Origin of the sequence: Variovorax sp. E3 (genome assembly GCF_016082275.1) — a bacterium.
GTDB lineage: Bacteria > Pseudomonadota > Gammaproteobacteria > Burkholderiales > Burkholderiaceae_C > Variovorax.
In genome coordinates this window covers 1-18,438 of sequence record NZ_MOWM01000088.1, presented here as the reverse complement: position 1 = coordinate 18,438, position 18,438 = coordinate 1, and the positions used below count along the sequence as shown (strand labels likewise).

The following is an 18,438-nucleotide window of genomic DNA, read 5'->3' as shown; positions in this document are numbered from 1 at the left end:
GCCGCCTTGTATGCCTCCAAATAATAAACACAAACTGATCGGCCATGCCGCCCGCTGGGGCAGCCTCGGCCTGCTCGCCCTGCTTTCCGGCTGCGGCATGACGCTGTTCGACCCCAAGGGCGACATCGGCGCGCAGGAGAAAACGCTGATCGTCGTGGCGCTCGGGATCATGCTGGCCGTGGTCATTCCGGTCATCGTGCTCACGCTCTGGTTCGCGTGGCGCTACCGCGAGACCAACAAGGAGGCCACCTACGCGCCCAAGTGGGCGCACTCCACGCGCATCGAAGTCGTGGTGTGGGGCATTCCGTGCGTGATCGTCGCGTTTCTCGCGGTGCTCATCTGGCGCACCACCCACTCGCTCGACCCCTACAAACCGCTGGTGTCCGAGGTGCCCCCGCTGCGCGTGGAGGTGGTGGCGCTGAACTGGAAGTGGCTTTTCATCTATCCGGACTACGGCGTCGCCAGTGTCAACCAGCTGGCTGTTCCCGTCGACACGCCCATCGCTTTCAAACTCACCGCGCATTCGCTGATGAATTCCTTCTTCATTCCCCAGCTGGGGAGCCAGGTCTACGCCATGCCCGGCATGCAGACCCAGTTGCACCTGATCGCCAACCACACGGGCGCCTATGACGGCATGTCCGCCGCGTACAGCGGGCACGGCTTTTCGGGCATGAACTTCAAGACCGCCGCGCTCACGCGCGCCGACTTCGACGGCTGGGTCGCGCAGGCCCGCGCGTCGAGCAAGACCCTCTCGCTCGACGCCTACCGCCAGCTCGAAATGCCCAGCACCAAGAACACGCCCGCCATTTACGCGAAGGTGGAGAACGGCCTGTTCAACGCCATCGCCAACCAGTACATGGGCATGAGCGTGGAAGACATGGCCGCCAACGACATCTGCGGCCCCGAGACGCCCGAGTTCCCGCTGCGCCTGCAGGCCGCGCGGCCCATGACCGTGCAGGGCGGAGAGTAAAGCCCATGTCCCTGCTCGGAAAACTCGACCTCTCGGCCGTTCCCACGCACGAGCCCATCATCATGGGCACGCTGGCGGTGGTGGTACTGCTCGGCGCGGCGCTGCTGGGCGCCATCACCTACTACGGCAAGTGGCGCTACCTCTGGGAAGAGTGGTTCACCTCGGTGGACCACAAGCGCATCGGCGTGATGTACATCCTGCTGGCGCTGGTGATGCTGCTGCGCGGCTTTGCCGACGCGCTCATGATGCGCGTGCAGCAGGCCGTGGCCAGCGGCGGCTCCGAGGGCTACCTGCCCCCGCACCACTACGACCAGATCTTCACGGCGCACGGCGTGATCATGATCTTCTTCGTGGCCACGCCGCTCATCGTGGGCCTCATGAACGTCATCGTGCCGCTGCAGATCGGCGCGCGCGACGTGGCCTACCCCTTCGTCAACTCGCTGAGCCTGTGGCTGGGCGTGGCCGGCGCGGTGCTGGTGATGATGTCGATGTTCGTCGGCGACTTCGCCGCCACCGGCTGGGTCGCCTACCCGCCGCTTTCCGAACTGGGCTACAGCCCGACCGTGGGGGTGGACTACTACATCTGGTCGCTGCAGGTGTCGGGCCTGGGCACCACGCTGACCGGCATCAACTTCATCGTGACCATCCTGCGCATGCGCGCGCCGGGCATGACGCTCATGAAGATGCCGGTGTTCACGTGGACCGCGCTCATCACCAACATCCTGATCGTGGCGATCTTCCCCGTGCTCACCGCCACGCTGGCGCTGCTGACCATGGACCGCTACCTGGGCATGCACTTCTTCACCAACGACCTGGGCGGCAACGCCATGATGTACATCAACCTGATCTGGGTCTGGGGGCATCCGGAGGTGTACGTGCTGATCCTGCCGTGCTTCGGCGCGTTCTCCGAGATCATCGCCACCTTCTCGCGCAAGCCGCTGTTCGGCTACACCTCGATGGTGTACGCCACCTCGTCCATCGGCGTGCTGTCGTTCTTCGTGTGGCTGCACCACTTCTTCACGATGGGCTCGGGCGCCAACGTCAATGCGTTCTTCGGGATCATGACGTCGATCATTTCCATTCCCACCGGGGTGAAGCTTTTCAACTGGCTGTTCACCATGTACCGGGGGCGCATCCGCTTCCACTCGGCCACCATGTGGACCATCGGCTTCATGGTGACCTTCGCCATCGGCGGCATGACCGGCGTGCTGCTGGCCATTCCGGGCGCCGACTTCGTGCTGCACAACAGCCTGTTCCTGGTGGCGCACTTCCACAACGTGATCATCGGCGGCGTGCTGTTCGGCTGCCTCGCGGGCATCAGCTTCTGGTTCCCCAAGGTATTCGGCTTCACGCTGAACGAGTACTGGGGCAAGGTGGCGTTCTGGCTCTGGCTGGTGGGCTTCTACCTGGCGTTCATGCCGCTGTACGTGCTCGGCTTCATGGGCATGACGCGGCGCATGAACAGCTACGTGGTCGAGGGCTGGCAGCCGTGGCTCATCGTGGCGCTGTGCGGCGCGGTGGTGATCGGCATGGGCATCCTGGCGATCGGCGTGCAGTTCTACGTGAGCATCCGCGACCGCAAGCAGCACCGCGACCTCACGGGCGACCCGTGGGACGGGCGCAGCCTCGAGTGGGCCACGGCCTCGCCCGCGCCCTTCTACAACTTCGCGCTGGTGCCGCGCATCGACTCGCTCGAGCCGCACTGGGACGCCAAGGAAGCCGGCACCGCCTACGCGCAGCCCGCGAAGTACGAAGACATCCACATGCCGCGCAACACCGGCGCGGGCGCATCGTGTCGGTGTTCGCGCTGCTGCTGTGCTTTGCGCTGGTGTGGCACATGTGGGCCGTGGCGGCGGCGGCGCTGGCCGGTGCCATCGCGGCCTTCGTGTTCCGCTCGTACGACCGCGACGTCGACTACTTCGTGCCCGCCTCGGAAGTCGAGCGCATCGAGCGCGCACGCTTCGAACAACTGAAGGGAGCAACCGCATGAGCGCGCTGCAGATGACAAGCGGCCACGGCACGCACCACGGCCATGGCCACGGCGACGAGACCCAGACCACCATGGGGTTCTGGATCTACCTCATGAGTGACTGCCTGATCTTCGCGGTGCTGTTCGCCACCTTCGGCGTGCTCGCGGGGGCCACGGCCAACGGCCCCACGGGGCGCGGCCTGTTCGAGCTGAATTTCGTGCTCGGCGAAACCATGCTGCTGCTGGCCAGCAGCTTCACCTTCGGCCTGGCCATGCTCGCGCTGCAAGCCAACAACGTGCGCCGCGGCACCGGCTGGCTCGTTGCCACCTTCGTGCTCGGCGCGGCCTTCGTGGGCATGGAGATCCACGAGTTCGCGGAGCTGATGCACCGCGGCGCCGTGCCGCAGGCCAGCGCTTACCTGTCGGCCTACTTCACGCTGGTGGGCACGCACGGCCTGCACGTGAGCTTCGGCCTGCTGTGGCTGGCCGTGATGCTGCACCAGATCCACCACTTCGGCCTGACACCGGTCACGCGCCGCCGCATGGCCTGCCTGAGCCTGTTCTGGCACTTCCTGGACCTGGTCTGGATCTGCGTCTTCACCTTCATCTATTTGCGAGAGTTCACCTGATGACGACCGCCTCCCACGCCGTGGCTTCTCACGGTTCCCTCAAGAGCTATTCGGTCGGCCTGGTGCTGTCGCTGGTGCTCACCCTGGCCTCGTTCGGCGCGGTCATGCTCGACGTGCTGCCGCGCCCGATGCGCCTGCCCGCCATCGTGCTGCTGTGCGTGGCGCAACTGGTGGTGCAGCTCGTGTACTTCCTGCACATGGGCACGTCGAGAGACCCGCGCTCCAACACCGGCATCTTCATCTGCACGGCGCTGCTCATCGCCATCGTGGTGGCGGGCTCGCTCTGGGTGATGCACAACGCCAACGCCAACATGATGCCGATGCAGTTCTCGCCCGCCGAAGCGCGCGCCAAGGAGTGAGCGCGATGCAAGCAGCAGCCACGCCCCTCATCGACGTCCGCAAGCGCAGCCTGAACATCGAGATGATCTTCCACGAGGGCGGGCCGCGCGTGAGCCGCCCCATCCTCGTGGCCTCGGCCTGCGCCGTGATCCGCAACCCGTATGCGGGCCGCTACGAACCCGACCTGCTCCCGTTCATGGAGGCCGTGAAGCCCATCGGCGCGAGCCTGGCCGAAGAGCTGGTGCGCTCGCTGGGCAAGGACCAGGTCGAGCCTACGGCAAGGCCGCGATCGTCGGCGTGAACGGCGAGATGGAGCACGGCGCGGTGTGGCACGAAGCCGGCGGCTGGGCCATGCGCGAGGCGCTCGGCGAACCGAAGGCCATCGTGCCCTCGGTCAAGGCCGTGGCCGGCGCGGGGTACCGGCTGATGGTGCCGCTGCACCATGTGCACGCGTCCTATGTGCGCAGCCATTTCTCGTCGGTCGAGATCGGCATCCAGGACGCGCCACGCCCCGACGAGATCCTGTTCGCGCTGGTGATGTCGAACGGTGGGCGCATTCACCCGCGCGTGGGTGGCCTTGCGGCCGAGCAGATCGTGGTGGGGGACGGCCAGCGGTAGGCGCCCGCCGGCTCGGCGACTTCAGTACAACGTCGCCCGCTGCCGCGCCGGCAACTCCTTGTCGTAGGTCTCCCCATCGAACGCCGCCTCGGTCAGCGCCGAGAGAATCGCTCCCGGCGTCGGCACCGTGCGCTTCGCATCCGCCGGCACGGGCTGCCACAGCTTCGAGCGCTGGATCGCGCGGGCGCACTGGAAGAACACGGTGTCCACGCGGATCTCGATCACGCACTGGGGCTGCTTGCCGTCCATGGCAAGGCGCGCCAGCAGCGACGGCTCCACGGTGATGCGCGCCATGCCGTTCACGCGCAGCGTCTCGCCCACGCCGGGAATCAGAAACAGCAGCGCCACGCGCGGGTCGGCCACGATGTTGCGCAGGCTGTCAATGCGGTTGTTGCCGCGCCGCTCGGGCATGAGCAGCGTCTTCTCGTCCTGCACCACGACAAAGCCCGGCGGGTCGCCGCGCGGCGACACGTCCAGGCCGCCGGGGCCGATGGTGGCGAGCGACGCAAAGGGCGATGCCGCAATCAGCGCCTGGTAGCTCGGGTGCAGGTACGGCACCTCTTTCTTCAGCGAGGCTTCACCGGGCTGGCCGAACAGGGCTTCGAGTTGCGCCACGGTTTCAATGGCGTGCGGCGTGGTCATGGCGATGGGTTCCTTGGGGCAGATCAAAAAGAAAGCGAAAGGCGCTCGATTATTCAGCCTGCGGTGCGCGTGGCGTCGGCCGGGGTTGCGGAGGACGCGTTCCAGCCGCAGGCCAACGCCGCCAGTGCCAGCAGCGCCGCGGCCACGCCGTAGATCCACGGCGGCGACGCGACCGGCAGCAGCAGCCCCGCGATCAACGGCCCGGTGCCCGCGCCGATGTCGCGCCACACCGAGCGCGCGGCCAGTGCCTGCACGCGCCCCGGCCCCGGCGTGCGCCGCGCCACGATGGGCGACACCAGGGGCAATTGCAGGGCGCGCAGCACCACGATGAGCGCGGCGCAGCTCCACAGCCAGCCGAGCCCGAAGCCCACGAGCGCGATGGCGGTGACGAGCGACAGGCTCACGAGCAGCCGCTCCGCCCCGAAGCGCTCCGCCATGTGCCCGCCCACCGGGCTCAGCAGAATCTCCGCAAGGTAGCGCAGCGCCAGCAGCACGCCGGCCACGATCACCGCGCCGCCCGGCATCAGGTCCTTGCCGAGGTACGAGAGACCGACGATGAACAGCCCGTCGAGCGCCAGTCCTTCCATGAACGACCAGGCGTCCAGGCTGTTGGGCCGCTGGAAGCGCCGCGTGGCCTTGCCGACCGGGTGCGGCGCGGCGGGCAGCCGCCGCGTGACGAAGCACGCGAGCAGCGAGAACACCGCGAGGATGCCGAAGATGGCGCGCGGCCCGGTCCAGTGCGCGAGCAACGCGCCCAGCGGCAGCGCCAGCACCGGCCCCATGGCGATGAAGGCGCGCGAGCGGCCGTTGCGCCGCGCCGCGCCCACCGGGTCGGCCGTGGCCAGCGCCTGCGTCGACAGGTTCAGTGCCGCGAAGCACAGGCCCCAGGTCAGCCGCAGCGGCAGCAGCGCCCAGAAGCCCGAGAGCGTGGCGTAGCCCAGCCCGCACACCGCCGCCGCCACGACGGCGATCGTGCAGGTCAGCCGGTCGCCGTTGCGCGCGTAGAAGCGCGCGACAAAGCCATAGCCCGCGATGCGCACCAGCCGGTTGGCCGCCAGCAGCATGCCGGCTTCGGCCAGCGACACGCCGAACTGGCTGGCGTACATCGGCAGCAGCAGGTAGAGCACGACATCGGCCGGCAGCGAAAGGCCGAGCGCCATCGCCGCATAGCGGGAATTCAGGTCGGTGGATGTGGGGGTGGGAGCGGGTGAAGAGCTGAGCATCGAGCGCCGATGGTGCACCGCCGCACGTGCGTCGGACAAACGACATTAACGCCCGCCATGCGTGAGAAAATTGCACGCATGCTGCTTCGAGAACCGCCCCTCAATGCCGTGCGCGCGTTTGCCGCGGCAGCCCGCCACCTGAGTTTCACGCGCGCGGCGCAGGAGCTGCACGTCACGCACAGCGCGGTGAGCCGGCAGATCAAGAGCCTCGAAGAATTCCTGGGCGTCGCGCTGTTCGAGCGGCGCATCCGCCAGGTGGCGCTCACCACCGAGGGCCAGCAGTTCTTCGCCGAGGTCGAGCCCGCGCTCGCGCAGATCGGCGCGGCGGCGCGTGCATTGCAGGCACAGAGCCCGGCGCGCGCGGTGCGGATCAACGTGCGCCCTTCGTTCGCGGTGCGCTGGCTCATACCGCGCCTGCCTTCTTTCGTCGAGCGCTACCCGGACATCGAGCCGCAGGTCGTCACCAGCACCGTCATGCCCGAGCAGGCCATCGACAGTTTCGACATCGCGGTGCGGCGCGGCCTGGGCGGCTGGCTGCCTTCCATCGACGTGCGGCCCTTTCTCGAAGACGAGGTGATGGTGGTCGGCGCGCCCGCGCTGTTCGAGGCGCATCCGCTGGCCGACCTGTGCGCGCTCGCATCGCATGTGCTGCTGTCCGCCAAGACGCGCAAGGACGACTGGGACGCCTGGAAGAAGCAGGTCGGCGCGCCGCGCGGCAAGCCGGCCGGCCGGCTGCAGTTCGACCACCTGCACTTCGTGCTGCAGGCCGCGGTCGACGGGCTCGGCATTGCGCTGGCCCCTGCCTCGCTGATTGCGCACGACCTGGCCTCGGGCCGGCTGCAGTCGCCGTTGCCCGCGCTGCGCATGACGCTCGACCGCTACTACTACGGCCTGGCGCCCGACGCCGCGCCGGAAGCGGCCTGCGTGGCCGAATGGTTCGAGAACATGCAGCGCCAGGGCGCCTAGCCGATCAGCGTGCGCAGCACGTCGGCCACGCCCACGCTGCCCTTGCGCACCGAGGCGTCGTCGCCTTCGAAGGTGATCCAGCCTTCGTTGAAGCCGTCGAGCATCTGGATGCGCGGCACCGGGTCTTTCATGCCCTGCGCGAGAAAGATCGCGCCCCAGTTTTCGCGCGGCACGGCCTCGGCGCGCACCGGTCGCGCGAGCGCGGTCGACAGCGCCGCCGCAATGGCGTACTGGCTCAGGCGCGCCGGGCCTTCGAGCTCGACGATGCGCGGCGCGGGCCCGGGCTGCATCAGCAATTGCGCGGCCACCCGGCCCACATCGGCCGTGGCCACCATCGGCACAGCGCGGTCCAGCGGCTGCAGATAGCTGGCGAGCACGCCCTGCTCCCGCGCCTGCGCGATGTCCCAGGCCAGGTTTTCGAGGAACCACGCCGGCCGCAGAAAGCTCACGGGCAGCGGCAGCGTGGCCAATGCCTCTTCCATCAAAGTGCGCTGGCTCAGCAGGTTCGACTGCGCGGCCTGTGCGCCGACGGTCGATAGGCACACCACGCGCGCCGGGCGTGCCGCATCGAGCGCCTGCCGCACGGCGGCAATGACCACCCGCGCGTCCGGAAAGCCCGGCGCCGGATCGAAGTTCGACGGCGGCAGCACGAAGACGCCCGCCGTGCCGGCGAAGGCGCGCGCCAGCGCGTCGGCGTCTTCCATGTTGGCGATGGCGATTTCGCAGCCCAGGTCCGACCAGGCCCTGCCCTTGGCCGCGTCGCGAACGACGGCGCGAACGGGTTGCTTCGCGGCCAGCAGCGTGCGTGCGACAGCGCCGCCGACCTGGCCCGTGATACCGGTGATTGCGTACATGAAAACTTCCTTTCGATTGCGATGGACGCGATGTTAGGAACGGGCCTTCTTTGAGTAAAGCGACCTCAGGACATATCATTCATGACACAAAATCACGAATTAAAAATGACACTCGACGGACGCCTTCTCTCCAACGTCAGCGTGCTGGCCGCCGTGGTCGAAGGCGGCAGCTTTGCCAGCGCGTCGACGGCGCTCGGCCTCACGCCTTCGGGCGTGAGCCGCGCCATCGCCCGGCTTGAAGCACGCATCGGCGTGCGGCTGTTCGACCGCACCACGCGCTCGCTGAGCCTTACCGACGAAGGCCGGCTGCTCTACGCCAACATCAACCCGCTGGTGCTGGGCATCGAGGACGCGGTGACCATGGCCTCGGGCTCGTCAGGCGCGGTGCGCGGCCGCCTGCGCGTGAACACCGACGCCTTCACCTCGCGCCTGCTGCTGGCGCCGCACCTGCCGCGCTTTCTCGACCTGTACCCCGAACTCACGCTGGAGCTGATCGCACGCGACCAGCTCGGCGATCTCGTGGCCGAGGGCTTCGACATCGCGGTGCGCTTCGGCGAGCCGCCGTCGTCGTCGCTGGTGGCGCGCAAGCTCATGGAATCGCGCGTGGTCACGGTGGCCACGCCGGCCTACCTGAAGCGGCGCGGCAAGCCCGCCAAGCCGGCGGACCTGGCCGACCATTCGTGCATTCAGGTGCGCAACCCGTTCACCGGACAGCCCTTCGCGTGGGAGTTCCAGCGCGGCCGCAAGCGCTTGAAGGTGCCGACGACTGGGCGCCTGTTGCTGACCGACTCCGGCACCCTGCTGGCCACCACGCTCGCAGGTGTGGGCGTGGCGCAGATCAAGGCGGTTGGCATCCAGCCGCAGCTCGACAGCGGCGAGCTGGTCGACCTGTTTCCCGACTGGCCCGACGAGCGCTTTCCGCTCTATGCGCTGTACCCGTCGCGGCACTTGCCGGCGGCGAAGGTGCGGGCGTTCATCGACTTCGTGACGACGGTCGTCGGCACCGGCGCAAAGGCCAGGCCGAAGCGCTGACCGCACGCGTTCGCGCGTCCGGAAGCGGCCAGCCACGAAGGCTGCGCGCCCGCACGATCAGGCTTTCCATCCAAGCCTTCGTCGCCCCTTCCGCATGCCCACCTCCCTGCCCCGCCCCTTCCTGAATCTCGCGTGGTCCAACCTCGCCGCGCAGTCCGCCGAACAACTGAGCCTTGCGGCCGTGCCGCTGGTCGCCGTGCTCGCGCTCGGCGCCGGGCCGGGAGAAATCGGCTTTCTGGCCGCCGTGCAGACACTGCCCTTCCTGCTGGTCTCGATGCCCATGGGCCTGCTCGCCGACCGCATGTCGCGGCGGCGCCTGATGGTCTGGGCCGAGGGCTTGCGCGCGGTGTCCCTGCTGATGCTGCTGGCGATGATGCTCACGTCGAAGCTCGGCATCGGCTGGCTGGCCGTGCTCGGGTTCCTGGGCGCGGTCGGCACCGTGGGCTTCAGCGTCGCGGCGCCCGCACTGGTGCCGGCGCTCGTACCGCGCGAAGCGCTCGCGGCAGCCAACGGGCGGCTCGAACTGGCACGCAGCGTTGCGTTCACCGCCGGCCCCGCGCTGGCGGGCGCGCTGGTGGCATGGGCCGGCGCATCCGCCGCGTTCGTGCTGGCGGCGGTGCTCTCGGTCTCGGCGGTGTGCCTGCTGCTGCGGCTTGAAGAAGCGCCGCGCGCATCCGCGCCACGGCGCCATCCGCTGCTCGACGTGAAGGACGGCGCACGCTTCGTCTGGCAGCACGAATTGCTGCGGCCGATGCTGATGACCGGCGCGGTCTTCAACATCGCGTGGTTCGTGCTGCAGGCGGGCTACGTGCCCTACGCCGTGCGCGTGCTGGGCCTGGGCGCGCAGGCGGTGGGCTTCACGCTTGCCATGTACGGCGCGGGCATGGTGGCCGGCGCGCTGCTGACTTCGCGCGTGGTGGCGCGGCTGCCGTTCGGGCGCGCCATTCAGGTCGGCCCGGCGGTGGCCGTGGCGGCCGCGGCCGTGATGGCGGCAACGCTCGCCGTTCCGAGTGCCGCGCTGGCCGCGCTGTCGTTCTTTCTGTTCGGTGCCGGCCCGATGGTCTGGGTCATCACGTCCACCACGCTGCGCCAGAGCGTGGCGCCCTCGGCCATGCTGGGCCGCGTGTCGGCCGTGTTCCTGACGGTCAACATGGGCGCGCGACCGATCGGGGCGGCGCTCGGCGGCGTGGTGGGCGCCGCGTGGGGCGAGCCGGCCTGCCTGCTGCTGGCGCTCGCCGGGTTCGCGTTGCAGGCGGCCATCATCTTCGGCTCGCGCATCGCGGGGCTGCGCCGGTTGCCGGTTCCGGCGGTTTGAGCGCCCCGCACGTTGCGCACCCTTCGATCGCCTCGACACGTCCGCATCCGCATCGGAGGGACTGCGCAGCTCACCCCCGCTTCGCCCCTGCCGCACCGAAGCCGGCTCCAGGAAAAGCTGCCGGAAGTAGTCGCGAAAGGCCGTCATCGCCGGCGAGAACTCGATGCCCTGCTTCCAGCCCAGCCCGATGTTCATCGTGGGCACGGCATCGCGCAGGTTGATGGTCTCGATGCGCTTGCCTTCCAGCGACCAGGGGCGATACACCATGTCCGACAGCACCGTCACGCCCAGCCCGTTGGCCACGGTGCTGCGCACCGCCTCCACCGAGCTGGTGCGCAGCCGCACCTTGGGCTGGTGCGGCGTCTTGCTCCAGTACTTCAGCGCGGTGGCCGCGGCCTCGTCCACCGTGAGCATGATGTAGGGCTCGGCCGCCACGTCGGCCAACGTCACCTCGGCCTTGTCGAGCAGCGGGTGCTTGGCCGGCACCCACAGCCTGCGCTGCGAGCCGAAGAAGGTCTCCAGCGACAGCTCGCGCAACACCACGTTCGAGGTGAGCACCACGCCCATGTCGTAGCGCTGCGTGATCAGCCCTTCCTCGATGGCCTCGCGCGCCACCTCGTGCACCTTCACCGTGACCTGTGGATGCAACTGCTCGAAGCGCTGCAGGTGGTGCGGCAGGAAATAGCCCAGCACGGTGTAGCTCGCGGCGATGGTCAGCGAGCCTTCGACGTTCTCGCCCTCGTGCGGCATGCGGATCGCCTCGTCCGCCGCGGCCAGTACCGCATAGGCATGGCTCAGGAAACGCCGCCCGGCCTTGGTCAGTTCCACGCCATGCGGATGCCGCTCGAACAGCGGCTGCCCCATCAGCTCCTCGAGCTCGCGGATGGCGGTGGTCACGGCCGACTGGGAAATGTTCAGTTGCAGCGCGGCATGCGAGATGCGTCCGGCCTCGGCCACGGCCGAGAAGTACTTGAGCTGGCGAAGGGTCAGGGACATGGTGCGGCTTTCCTGGGTCCTAGGGTATTTCCGGAGGCGCGATCGGCGGTCTCTCGCGGGTGCAAACCCGATACCGCAGACCCGCATTCCTCCAGCGTAGCGCCCAACGCGCCGCATTGCAGCATCTGTTTTTCAGATATCGAGCCGCTCGAAAACAATGCTTTTCAGTCGTTGGGGCGCTGACTAATCTTCACGCCATTGCGCACCGCCCCTCCCGGCGACGCCCACCAACCAAGGCTGCGATACGTGAAAAAGACGCTGATCGATCTGAACTCCGACATGGGCGAAGGCTTCGGCCCCTGGACCATCGGCGATGGCATCGACGAGCAGCTGATGCCGCTGATCAGCTCGGCCAACATTGCCACCGGCTTCCATGCGGGCGACCCGAACACCATGCGCAGGATGGTGCGGCTGGCGCGGGAGCACGGCGTGGGCATCGGCGCGCACCCGGGCTTTCGCGACCTCGTGGGGTTCGGGCGCCGCCACATCCACGCGCCGGCCGACGAGCTGGTCAACGACATCGTCTACCAGCTCGGTGCGCTGCGCGAGTTTGCGCGGCTTGCGGGGCTGCGGCTGCAGCACATCAAGCCGCACGGCGCGCTCTACATGCACGCGGCGCGCGACGAGGCCTTGTCGCGCGCGCTGGTCACGGCGCTGCAGCAGATCGAGCCGACGCTGCATCTGTTCTGCATGGAAGCGTCGATCACCTTCGAGGTGGCGCGCGAACTGGGCCAGCCGGTGGTGCGCGAGTTCTATGCCGACCGCGACTACGACCTGACCGGCTCCATCGTCTTCACGCGCCGCGTCAGTGCCCTGGACCCCGACGTCGTGGCCGCCAAGGTGCTGCGCGCCTGCACCGAGGGCCTGGTGCGCACGGTCGAAGGCAAGGATATTGCTATCGACTTCGATTCGGTCTGCATCCACAGCGACACGCCCGGCGCGCTCGCGCTGGTGCAGGCCACCCGGCGCGCGCTGGCCGCGCACGACATTCGCGTGGCCGGCATTGCCGCGCCGGCGCAGGCTTGAGCGAATTCACCCGTTTCTGTTCCAGGAGTGCATCGATGTCTCTTTCCCACGAAGTCCTGAGCCCGCTGCCGGGCACCTTCTACCGCCGCGCGGCGCCGATGCGCCGGCCTTCAAGTCCGAGGGCGACACGGTGGCCGTGGGCGACGTGCTCGGCCTGGTCGAGGTGATGAAGCAGTTCAGCGAGGTCACGGCCGACGCGGCCGGCACGCTGGTGCGCTTCGCGGTCGAGAACGCCGAGCCGGTCGATCCGGGCCAGGTGCTGGCCGTCATCCAGACCGCATGAGGCCGGGTTCCATGGCCGCCACCTTCGACAAACTGCTGATCGCCAACCGCGGCGAAATCGCGGTGCGCATCATCCGCGCCGCCAGGGAGCTGGGGCTGAAGACGGTCGCCGTCTACAGCGACGCCGATGCGCGCAGCCTGGCCGTGCAAATGGCCGACGAGGCCGTGCGCATCGGTCCGGCGCACGCCACCAAGAGCTACCTGAACGTCGACGCCATCCTGCAGGCCGCGGCCGACAGCGGCGCCGGTGCGGTGCATCCGGGCTACGGCTTCCTGTCGGAGAACGCGGCATTCGCGCAGCGCGTCGAGGCCGCGGGCCTGGTGTTCGTCGGCCCCACGCCGCACGCCATTCGCACGATGGGCGACAAGGCCGCCGCGCGCGCCGCCGCCATGAAGGCCGGCGTGCCCACGGTGCCGGGCAGCGCGGGCGTGGTGACCGACCCCGACACGGCCGTCGAAGTGGCCAGGGACATCGGCTACCCGATCATGATCAAGGCCTCGGCCGGCGGCGGCGGACGCGGCATTCGCGTGGCCCAGGGCGAAGCCGAGTTGCGCCAGCAGTTCGCCACCGCCACCGCCGAAGCACAGGCCGCCTTCGGCAATGGCGAGGTGTACCTGGAGCGCTTCATTCGCCAGGCGCGCCACATCGAGGTCCAGATCCTGGGCGACGGCCAGCGCGCGGTGCACTGCTTCGAGCGCGAATGCTCGCTGCAGCGGCGCCGCCAGAAGGTCTGGGAAGAAGCGCCCTCGGCGGCCATCGGCGAGGCCACGCGCGCCGCGCTCTGCGAGTCGGCACTGCGGCTGGCCAACGCCGTGGCCTACCGCGGCGCGGGCACGCTCGAATACCTCTACGACGACGACACGCGCGAGTTCTTCTTCATCGAGATGAACACGCGCATCCAGGTCGAGCACCCGATCACCGAGATGGTCACCGGCGTCGACCTAGTCAAGGAGATGCTGCGCATCGCGCTGGGCCAGCCGCTGCGCCTGAAGCAGGAAGACATCCGCCTGACCGGCGCGGCCATCGAAGTGCGCATCAACGCGGAGAACGCGGCGAAGAACTTCATGCCGAGCCCGGGCCTGGTGTCGCAGCTCGTGGTGCCGGGCGGCCCCGGCGTGCGCTTCGACACCATGCTGTTCCCCGGCTACACCGTGCCGGCCTACTACGACTCGCTGCTGGGCAAGCTGATCGTGCACGACACCGACCGCGCCGGCGCGCTGAGCCGCATGCGGCGCGCGCTCGAAGAGTTGCAGGTCGAAGGCATCCAGACGACGATACCGCTGCACCGCGCGCTGTGCGAAGACGCCGATGTCGCCAAGGCCGCCTTCCACACCGGTTTTCTCGAGACTTGGCTCGCGGCCCATCCGCTGGCCGATGCCCCGGCCGCGCAGTTGAAGGAGGCCGCATGACCGCTGCAACCCCCACGCTCCCGGCCCAGGCCCGCTACAGCTTCGGCGGCGACGAGCATGTGTTCGTCGAGATCAGCGAAGAGATGTCGCTGCCCGCCTTCTTCAAGGGCATGGCGATCTGCAACGCGTTGCGCCGGCGCGCCCTGCCCGGCGTGACCGAGATCTGCCCGGCCAATGCGGCGTACCTCGTGCGATTCGACCCCGATGTCATCGCGCCCGACGCACTGCTCGCCACGCTCAAGGAAATCGAGGGCAGCCTGGGCGATGCCGACCTGCAGCTGCAGACCCGCATCATCGAGATCCCCGTGCTCTACAACGATCCGTGGACGCACGAAACGCTCATGCGCTTTCGCGAACGCCATCAGGACCCGGGCAGCACCGACATCGAATACGCCGCGCGCATCAACGGCCACGCCTCGGTCGATGCGTTCATTGCCGCGCATTCGGGCGCGCCGTGGTTCGTGTCGATGGTCGGCTTCGTGGCCGGGCTGCCGTTCCTGTTCCAGATGGTCGAGCGCGAGCGCCAGATCCAGGTGCCCAAGTACCTGAGCCCGCGCACCGACACGCCCAAGCTCACGCTGGGCCACGGCGGCTGCTTCAGCTGCATCTACTCGGTGCGCGGCGCCGGCGGCTACCAGATGTTCGGCGTCACGCCCGCGCCCATCTTCGACCCGGCCCAGCGCCTGTCGTACCTGATGGAACTGATGGTGTTCTTCCAGCCTGGCGACATCGTCAAGTGGAAACCGATCGACCGCGCCGAGTACGACCGCCAGGCCGCGCAGGTCGAGGCCGGCGACTACACGCTGCGCATGGCGCCGGTGTCGTTCTCGCTCAAGGAATTCCTGGCCGACCCCGACGGCTACAACCAACAGCTGCTGAAAGTGCTCCATGGCGATTGAAGTGCTCAAGCCCGGCCTTGCGACCAGCGTGCAGGACGCGGGCCGCCCCGGCTACTACAACCTGGGCATTCCGCTGTCGGGCGCGCTCGACCAGCAAGGCCTGGTGCTCGCCAACCTGCTGGTGGGCAACGACGAAGGCGCGGCGGTGATCGAGACCACGCTGCTCGGGCCCGAGCTGCGCTTCGACGCGCCCGCCGTCGTGGCCGTCACCGGCGCCGAGGCCAAGCTCAAGCTCAACGGCAACGAAGCACCGCGCAACGAATCCTTCGCGGTGAACGCCGGCGACGTGCTGGCCTTCGACTTCATGAAGCTGGGCGCGCGCATGTGCATCGCCGTGGCCGGCGGCATCGACGTGCCCGTGGTGCTGGGCAGCCGCTCGACCTACGGCCTTGGTGCCTTCGGCGGCTTCAACGGCCGCAAGCTGCTGGCCGGGGACACGCTGCCGGTCGGCGCGCCTTCTTCCGGCGCGAAAGCCGGTCGCACGGTGCCGGCCGATCTGCTGCCGGTGCTGTCCAAAGAGGTCGAGCTGCGCGTGCTGCCCGGCATCTACTTTCACCGACTGCAGGAAGTGTCGGTGCGCAGCTTCTTCGCCGACACCTGGAGCGTGGGCTCCGAGGCCGACCGCATCGGCTACCGCTACAAGAACGGCACGCCGCTGAAATTCCTCGAGCGCAAGCCGCCCTTCGGCGCGGGCGACGACCCGTCGAACATCGTCGACGCGGGCTACCCCTACGGCTCGATCCAGGTGCCGGGCGGGCGCGAGCCGATCATCCTGCACCGCGATGCGGTCTCGGGCGGCGGCTATGCCATGGTGGGCACCGTGATCAGCGCCGACATGGACCTGATCGCCCAGATGCAGCCCAACCACAAGGCCCGCTTCGTGGAAGTCGACATGGCGCAGGCCCTGGAAGCCCGTGCCGCGCGACGACGACGGCTCGACCGCCTGCGGGCCGCGCTGAGCGCCTGAACGGCCTCGGCGGCCTGGGCGCCCACCGCTTCCCTCCCGTCCCTTTTTTCCGCTGTCACCCAAGGAGTTCTTCATGAACAGCTCGCCCCTGCGCGTTTCATTGACCGTTGCCTCGCTCGCCGCGGCCACCCTGCTGTGGCACGGCAGTGCCTCGGCCGCCGACTGGTTTCCCTACAAGGCCGAGGCCACCGAGCCCGCCTTCTCGGCCGAGGGCGCGAAGAAGCCCATCGACTACACGCCGCAGGCCAAGGCCTCGAAGAAGTGGGACATCTGCGTGTCGTTCCCGCACATGAAGGACGCCTACTGGCTCGGCGTGGACTACGGCGTGATCGAGGAAGCAAAGCGCCAGGGCGTGAAGCTGCAGGTGGCCGACGCGGGCGGCTACACCAACCTGAGCAAGCAGGTCTCGCAGATCGAGGACTGCGTGGCGCGCGGCGCCAACGCGGTGATCATCGGCGCCATTTCGGGCGACGGGCTCAACAACGTCATCAAGGCCACGGCCGCGAAGAAGGTGCCGGTGATCGACCTGGTCAACGGCATCAACTCGCCCGACCTGTCGGCCAAGTCGCTGGTGTCGTTCTACACCATGGGCCATTCGACCGGCGAGTACCTGGCGAAGAAGCACCCGGCCGGCTCGCCGGCGGTGAAGGTCGGCTGGTTCCCGGGCCCGGCCGGCGCGGGCTGGGTCGAGGCCGCGCACAAGGGCTTCATGGACGCCATCAAGGGCAGCGCCGTGGTCGCGCTCGACCCGAAGTACGGCGACACCGGCAAGGAAGCGCAAAGCAAGCTGGTCGAGGACGTGCTGCAGGGCAACCCCGATCTCGCCTACGTGGCGGGCACGGCGGTCACGGCCGAGGCCGCCACCGGCATCCTGCGCTCGCGCGGCCTCGACAAGAAGGTGCAGGTGCTGTCCTTCTACATGACGCCGGGCGTGTACGAAGGCATCCAGAAGGGCCGCATCGTGGCCTCGCCGGCCGACTCGATGGTGATCCAGGGGCGCATCGCGGTCGACCAGGCCGTGCGCCTGCTCGAGAACAAGGAGGTGGTGAAGCACGTGGGCCCGAAGATCTTCGTGGTCGACAGCGGCAACATCAAGACCGTGAAGCTCGACGACATCTTGCCGCCGCCGGGCTTCAAGCCGGTGTTCGAGGTCAAGTAAGCGCGCTCCATGGCTCCCCTGCTGCTGCAAACCCTGGGCCTCGGCAAGCGCTACCCCGGCGTGCTGGCGCTCGACGGCGTCGACTTCGAACTGCGCGCCGGCGAAGTGCATGTGCTGTTCGGCGAGAACGGGGCCGGCAAGTCGACCCTGATCTCGCTGCTGGCCGGTGCCAACACGCCGACGGCCGGCGAGATCCGCATGCGCGGCGAGCCCGTGAAATTCTCGAACGTGCACGAGGCGCGGCGCCACGGCATCAGCGCGGTGTTCCAGGAGTTCTCGCTGATTCCCACGCTGTCGGTGGCGCAGAACCTGAGCCTGGGCGAAGAGCCGTGCAGCGGCGGCCTGCTCGACCGCGGCGCGCTGCGCGAGCGGGCCCGCGCGATGCTGGCCGACCTGGGCTTCGAGATCGACTGCGACGCCCCCGTCTCGGGCCTTTCGCGGGCCCAGCAGCAGATGGTGGAAATCGCCAAGGGCCTGCGCGGCGAGGTCTCGGTGCTGATCCTGGACGAGCCCACCGCCTCGCTCACCGACAAGGAAACGCAGCGCCTGTTCGAGCTGGTCGCGCGGCTCAAGGCGCGCGGCGTGGGCATCGTCTACATCTCGCACCGCATGCAGGAGATCACCCGGATCGCCGACCGCATCACGGTGCTGCGCGACGGCCGCCGGATCACGACGGTGGAAGCCGGCCGAACCAGCGCCGACCAGCTGATCGAGCTGATGAGCGGTCGCGCCATCGCGCAGATCTACCCGCGCATCGAGAGCGACCCCGGCGCGGTGGTGCTGCAGGTCGAGGGCCTGTGCTCGCCCAACGGCGTGCGCAACGCCAGCCTTTCGGTGCGCCGCGGCGAAGTGGTCGGGCTGGCCGGCCTCGTGGGCTGCGGCAAGTCGGAGCTGTTTCGTGCCATCTACGGGCTCGATGCGGTGAGCGAAGGCCGTGTGCTGTTCAAGGGCCAGCCGCGCACCGGCGCCAAGGTGCGGCAGCTGCTCGACGAGGGCCTGTTCTACCTCCCGCCCGATCGCAAGGGCGAGGGGCTGGTGCTCGGCTTCAGCTCGCGCGCCAACATCACGCTGCCGCTGGTGCACGGGCCGCTGCGCGGCCGCGGCGGCTGGCTGCGCAAGCGGCTCGGCCGCAGGCTGTCGAC

The 18,438-nt window shown here is 68.7% G+C and carries 15 protein-coding genes and 4 pseudogenes; 15 read left to right on the top strand and 4 right to left on the bottom strand.

Annotated features, from left to right (window positions below):
- Positions 1–10 precede the first annotated feature (10 nt).
- The 5 genes and pseudogenes from cyoA to BMG07_RS25455 all read left to right on the top strand — a co-directional run bounded on the left by cyoA (position 11) and on the right by BMG07_RS25455 (position 4,525).
- The gene (gene cyoA, locus BMG07_RS25475) at positions 11–970 is read left to right on the top strand and encodes a ubiquinol oxidase subunit II (RefSeq protein ID WP_198086872.1); all 960 of its coding nucleotides are present in this window, start codon (positions 11–13) and stop codon (positions 968–970) included.
- Between the two features lie 11 nt (positions 971–981).
- A pseudogene (cyoB, locus tag BMG07_RS25470) lies at positions 982–2,960 on the top strand (cytochrome o ubiquinol oxidase subunit I).
- Positions 2,957–3,568, top strand: a complete 612-nt coding sequence (cyoC, locus tag BMG07_RS25465) for a cytochrome o ubiquinol oxidase subunit III (RefSeq protein ID WP_198086871.1) — start codon at positions 2,957–2,959, stop codon at positions 3,566–3,568. The pseudogene cyoB and the gene cyoC overlap by 4 nt, the downstream one beginning before the upstream one ends.
- A complete protein-coding gene (gene cyoD / locus BMG07_RS25460; RefSeq protein WP_198086870.1) occupies positions 3,568–3,927 on the top strand; it encodes a cytochrome o ubiquinol oxidase subunit IV in 360 nt (119 codons plus the stop codon). Before cyoC ends, cyoD begins: the two co-directional genes overlap by 1 nt.
- Positions 3,928–3,932: 5 nt before the next feature.
- Positions 3,933–4,525, top strand: a pseudogene (locus BMG07_RS25455) (amino acid synthesis family protein).
- Between the two features lie 21 nt (positions 4,526–4,546).
- Here BMG07_RS25455 and BMG07_RS25450 read toward each other — a convergent pair.
- Together BMG07_RS25450 and BMG07_RS25445 are read right to left on the bottom strand one after the other, a co-directional pair.
- The gene (locus BMG07_RS25450) at positions 4,547–5,167 is read right to left on the bottom strand and encodes a pyridoxamine 5'-phosphate oxidase family protein (protein WP_198086869.1); all 621 of its coding nucleotides are present in this window, start codon (positions 5,165–5,167) and stop codon (positions 4,547–4,549) included.
- A gap of 53 nt (positions 5,168–5,220) precedes the next feature.
- Positions 5,221–6,390 (bottom strand): MFS transporter, encoded by a 1,170-nt coding sequence (locus BMG07_RS25445; protein ID WP_198086868.1) that lies wholly within the window; start codon positions 6,388–6,390, stop codon positions 5,221–5,223.
- A gap of 78 nt (positions 6,391–6,468) precedes the next feature.
- Between BMG07_RS25445 and gcvA the strand changes: the two genes are divergently transcribed.
- Positions 6,469–7,356 carry a transcriptional regulator GcvA gene (gene gcvA / locus BMG07_RS25440; RefSeq protein ID WP_198086867.1) on the top strand — a complete coding sequence of 296 codons (888 nt, stop codon included), beginning with the start codon at positions 6,469–6,471 and terminating at the stop codon, positions 7,354–7,356.
- Here gcvA and BMG07_RS25435 read toward each other — a convergent pair.
- Positions 7,353–8,210 (bottom strand): NmrA family NAD(P)-binding protein, encoded by an 858-nt coding sequence (locus BMG07_RS25435; RefSeq protein ID WP_198086866.1) that lies wholly within the window; start codon positions 8,208–8,210, stop codon positions 7,353–7,355. The two genes, gcvA and BMG07_RS25435, sit on opposite strands and share 4 nt — an antisense overlap.
- Positions 8,211–8,315: 105 nt before the next feature.
- Between BMG07_RS25435 and BMG07_RS25430 the strand changes: the two genes are divergently transcribed.
- A complete protein-coding gene (locus BMG07_RS25430) occupies positions 8,316–9,242 on the top strand; it encodes a LysR family transcriptional regulator (protein WP_198086865.1) in 927 nt (308 codons plus the stop codon).
- Between the two features lie 94 nt (positions 9,243–9,336).
- Positions 9,337–10,557 (top strand): MFS transporter, encoded by a 1,221-nt coding sequence (locus BMG07_RS25425; RefSeq protein ID WP_198086864.1) that lies wholly within the window; start codon positions 9,337–9,339, stop codon positions 10,555–10,557.
- Between the two features lie 81 nt (positions 10,558–10,638).
- Here BMG07_RS25425 and BMG07_RS25420 read toward each other — a convergent pair.
- Positions 10,639–11,553: pseudogene (locus BMG07_RS25420) on the bottom strand (LysR family transcriptional regulator); the annotation flags it as partial.
- A gap of 246 nt (positions 11,554–11,799) precedes the next feature.
- On the opposite strand from BMG07_RS25420, the gene BMG07_RS25415 reads away from it, so the two are divergent.
- The 7 genes and pseudogenes from BMG07_RS25415 to BMG07_RS25385 form a co-directional block, all read left to right on the top strand.
- Positions 11,800–12,579: a 5-oxoprolinase subunit PxpA gene (locus tag BMG07_RS25415; RefSeq protein ID WP_198086863.1), complete on the top strand. Its 780-nt coding sequence runs from the start codon at positions 11,800–11,802 to the stop codon at positions 12,577–12,579.
- A 35-nt stretch (positions 12,580–12,614) separates the two neighbouring features.
- A pseudogene (locus tag BMG07_RS25410) lies at positions 12,615–12,862 on the top strand (acetyl-CoA carboxylase).
- Between the two features lie 11 nt (positions 12,863–12,873).
- Entirely contained in the window at positions 12,874–14,271 is a 1,398-nt protein-coding gene (locus BMG07_RS25405) for an acetyl-CoA carboxylase biotin carboxylase subunit (RefSeq protein ID WP_198086862.1), read from the top strand.
- The gene (locus tag BMG07_RS25400) at positions 14,268–15,170 is read left to right on the top strand and encodes an allophanate hydrolase subunit 1 (protein WP_198086861.1); all 903 of its coding nucleotides are present in this window, start codon (positions 14,268–14,270) and stop codon (positions 15,168–15,170) included. The genes BMG07_RS25405 and BMG07_RS25400 overlap by 4 nt, the downstream gene beginning before the upstream one ends.
- On the top strand, positions 15,160–16,137 hold the full coding sequence (locus BMG07_RS25395; protein WP_198086860.1) for a biotin-dependent carboxyltransferase family protein: 978 nt from the start codon (positions 15,160–15,162) through the stop codon (positions 16,135–16,137). The genes BMG07_RS25400 and BMG07_RS25395 overlap by 11 nt, the downstream gene beginning before the upstream one ends.
- A 73-nt stretch (positions 16,138–16,210) precedes the next feature.
- Positions 16,211–17,296, top strand: coding sequence for a TMAO reductase system periplasmic protein TorT (gene torT / locus BMG07_RS25390; RefSeq protein ID WP_198086859.1), 1,086 nt, complete (start codon positions 16,211–16,213; stop codon positions 17,294–17,296).
- A 9-nt stretch (positions 17,297–17,305) separates the two neighbouring features.
- Positions 17,306–18,438, top strand: a 1,133-nt coding sequence (locus BMG07_RS25385) for a sugar ABC transporter ATP-binding protein (protein ID WP_198086858.1), incomplete at its 3' end; no start/stop codon positions are given.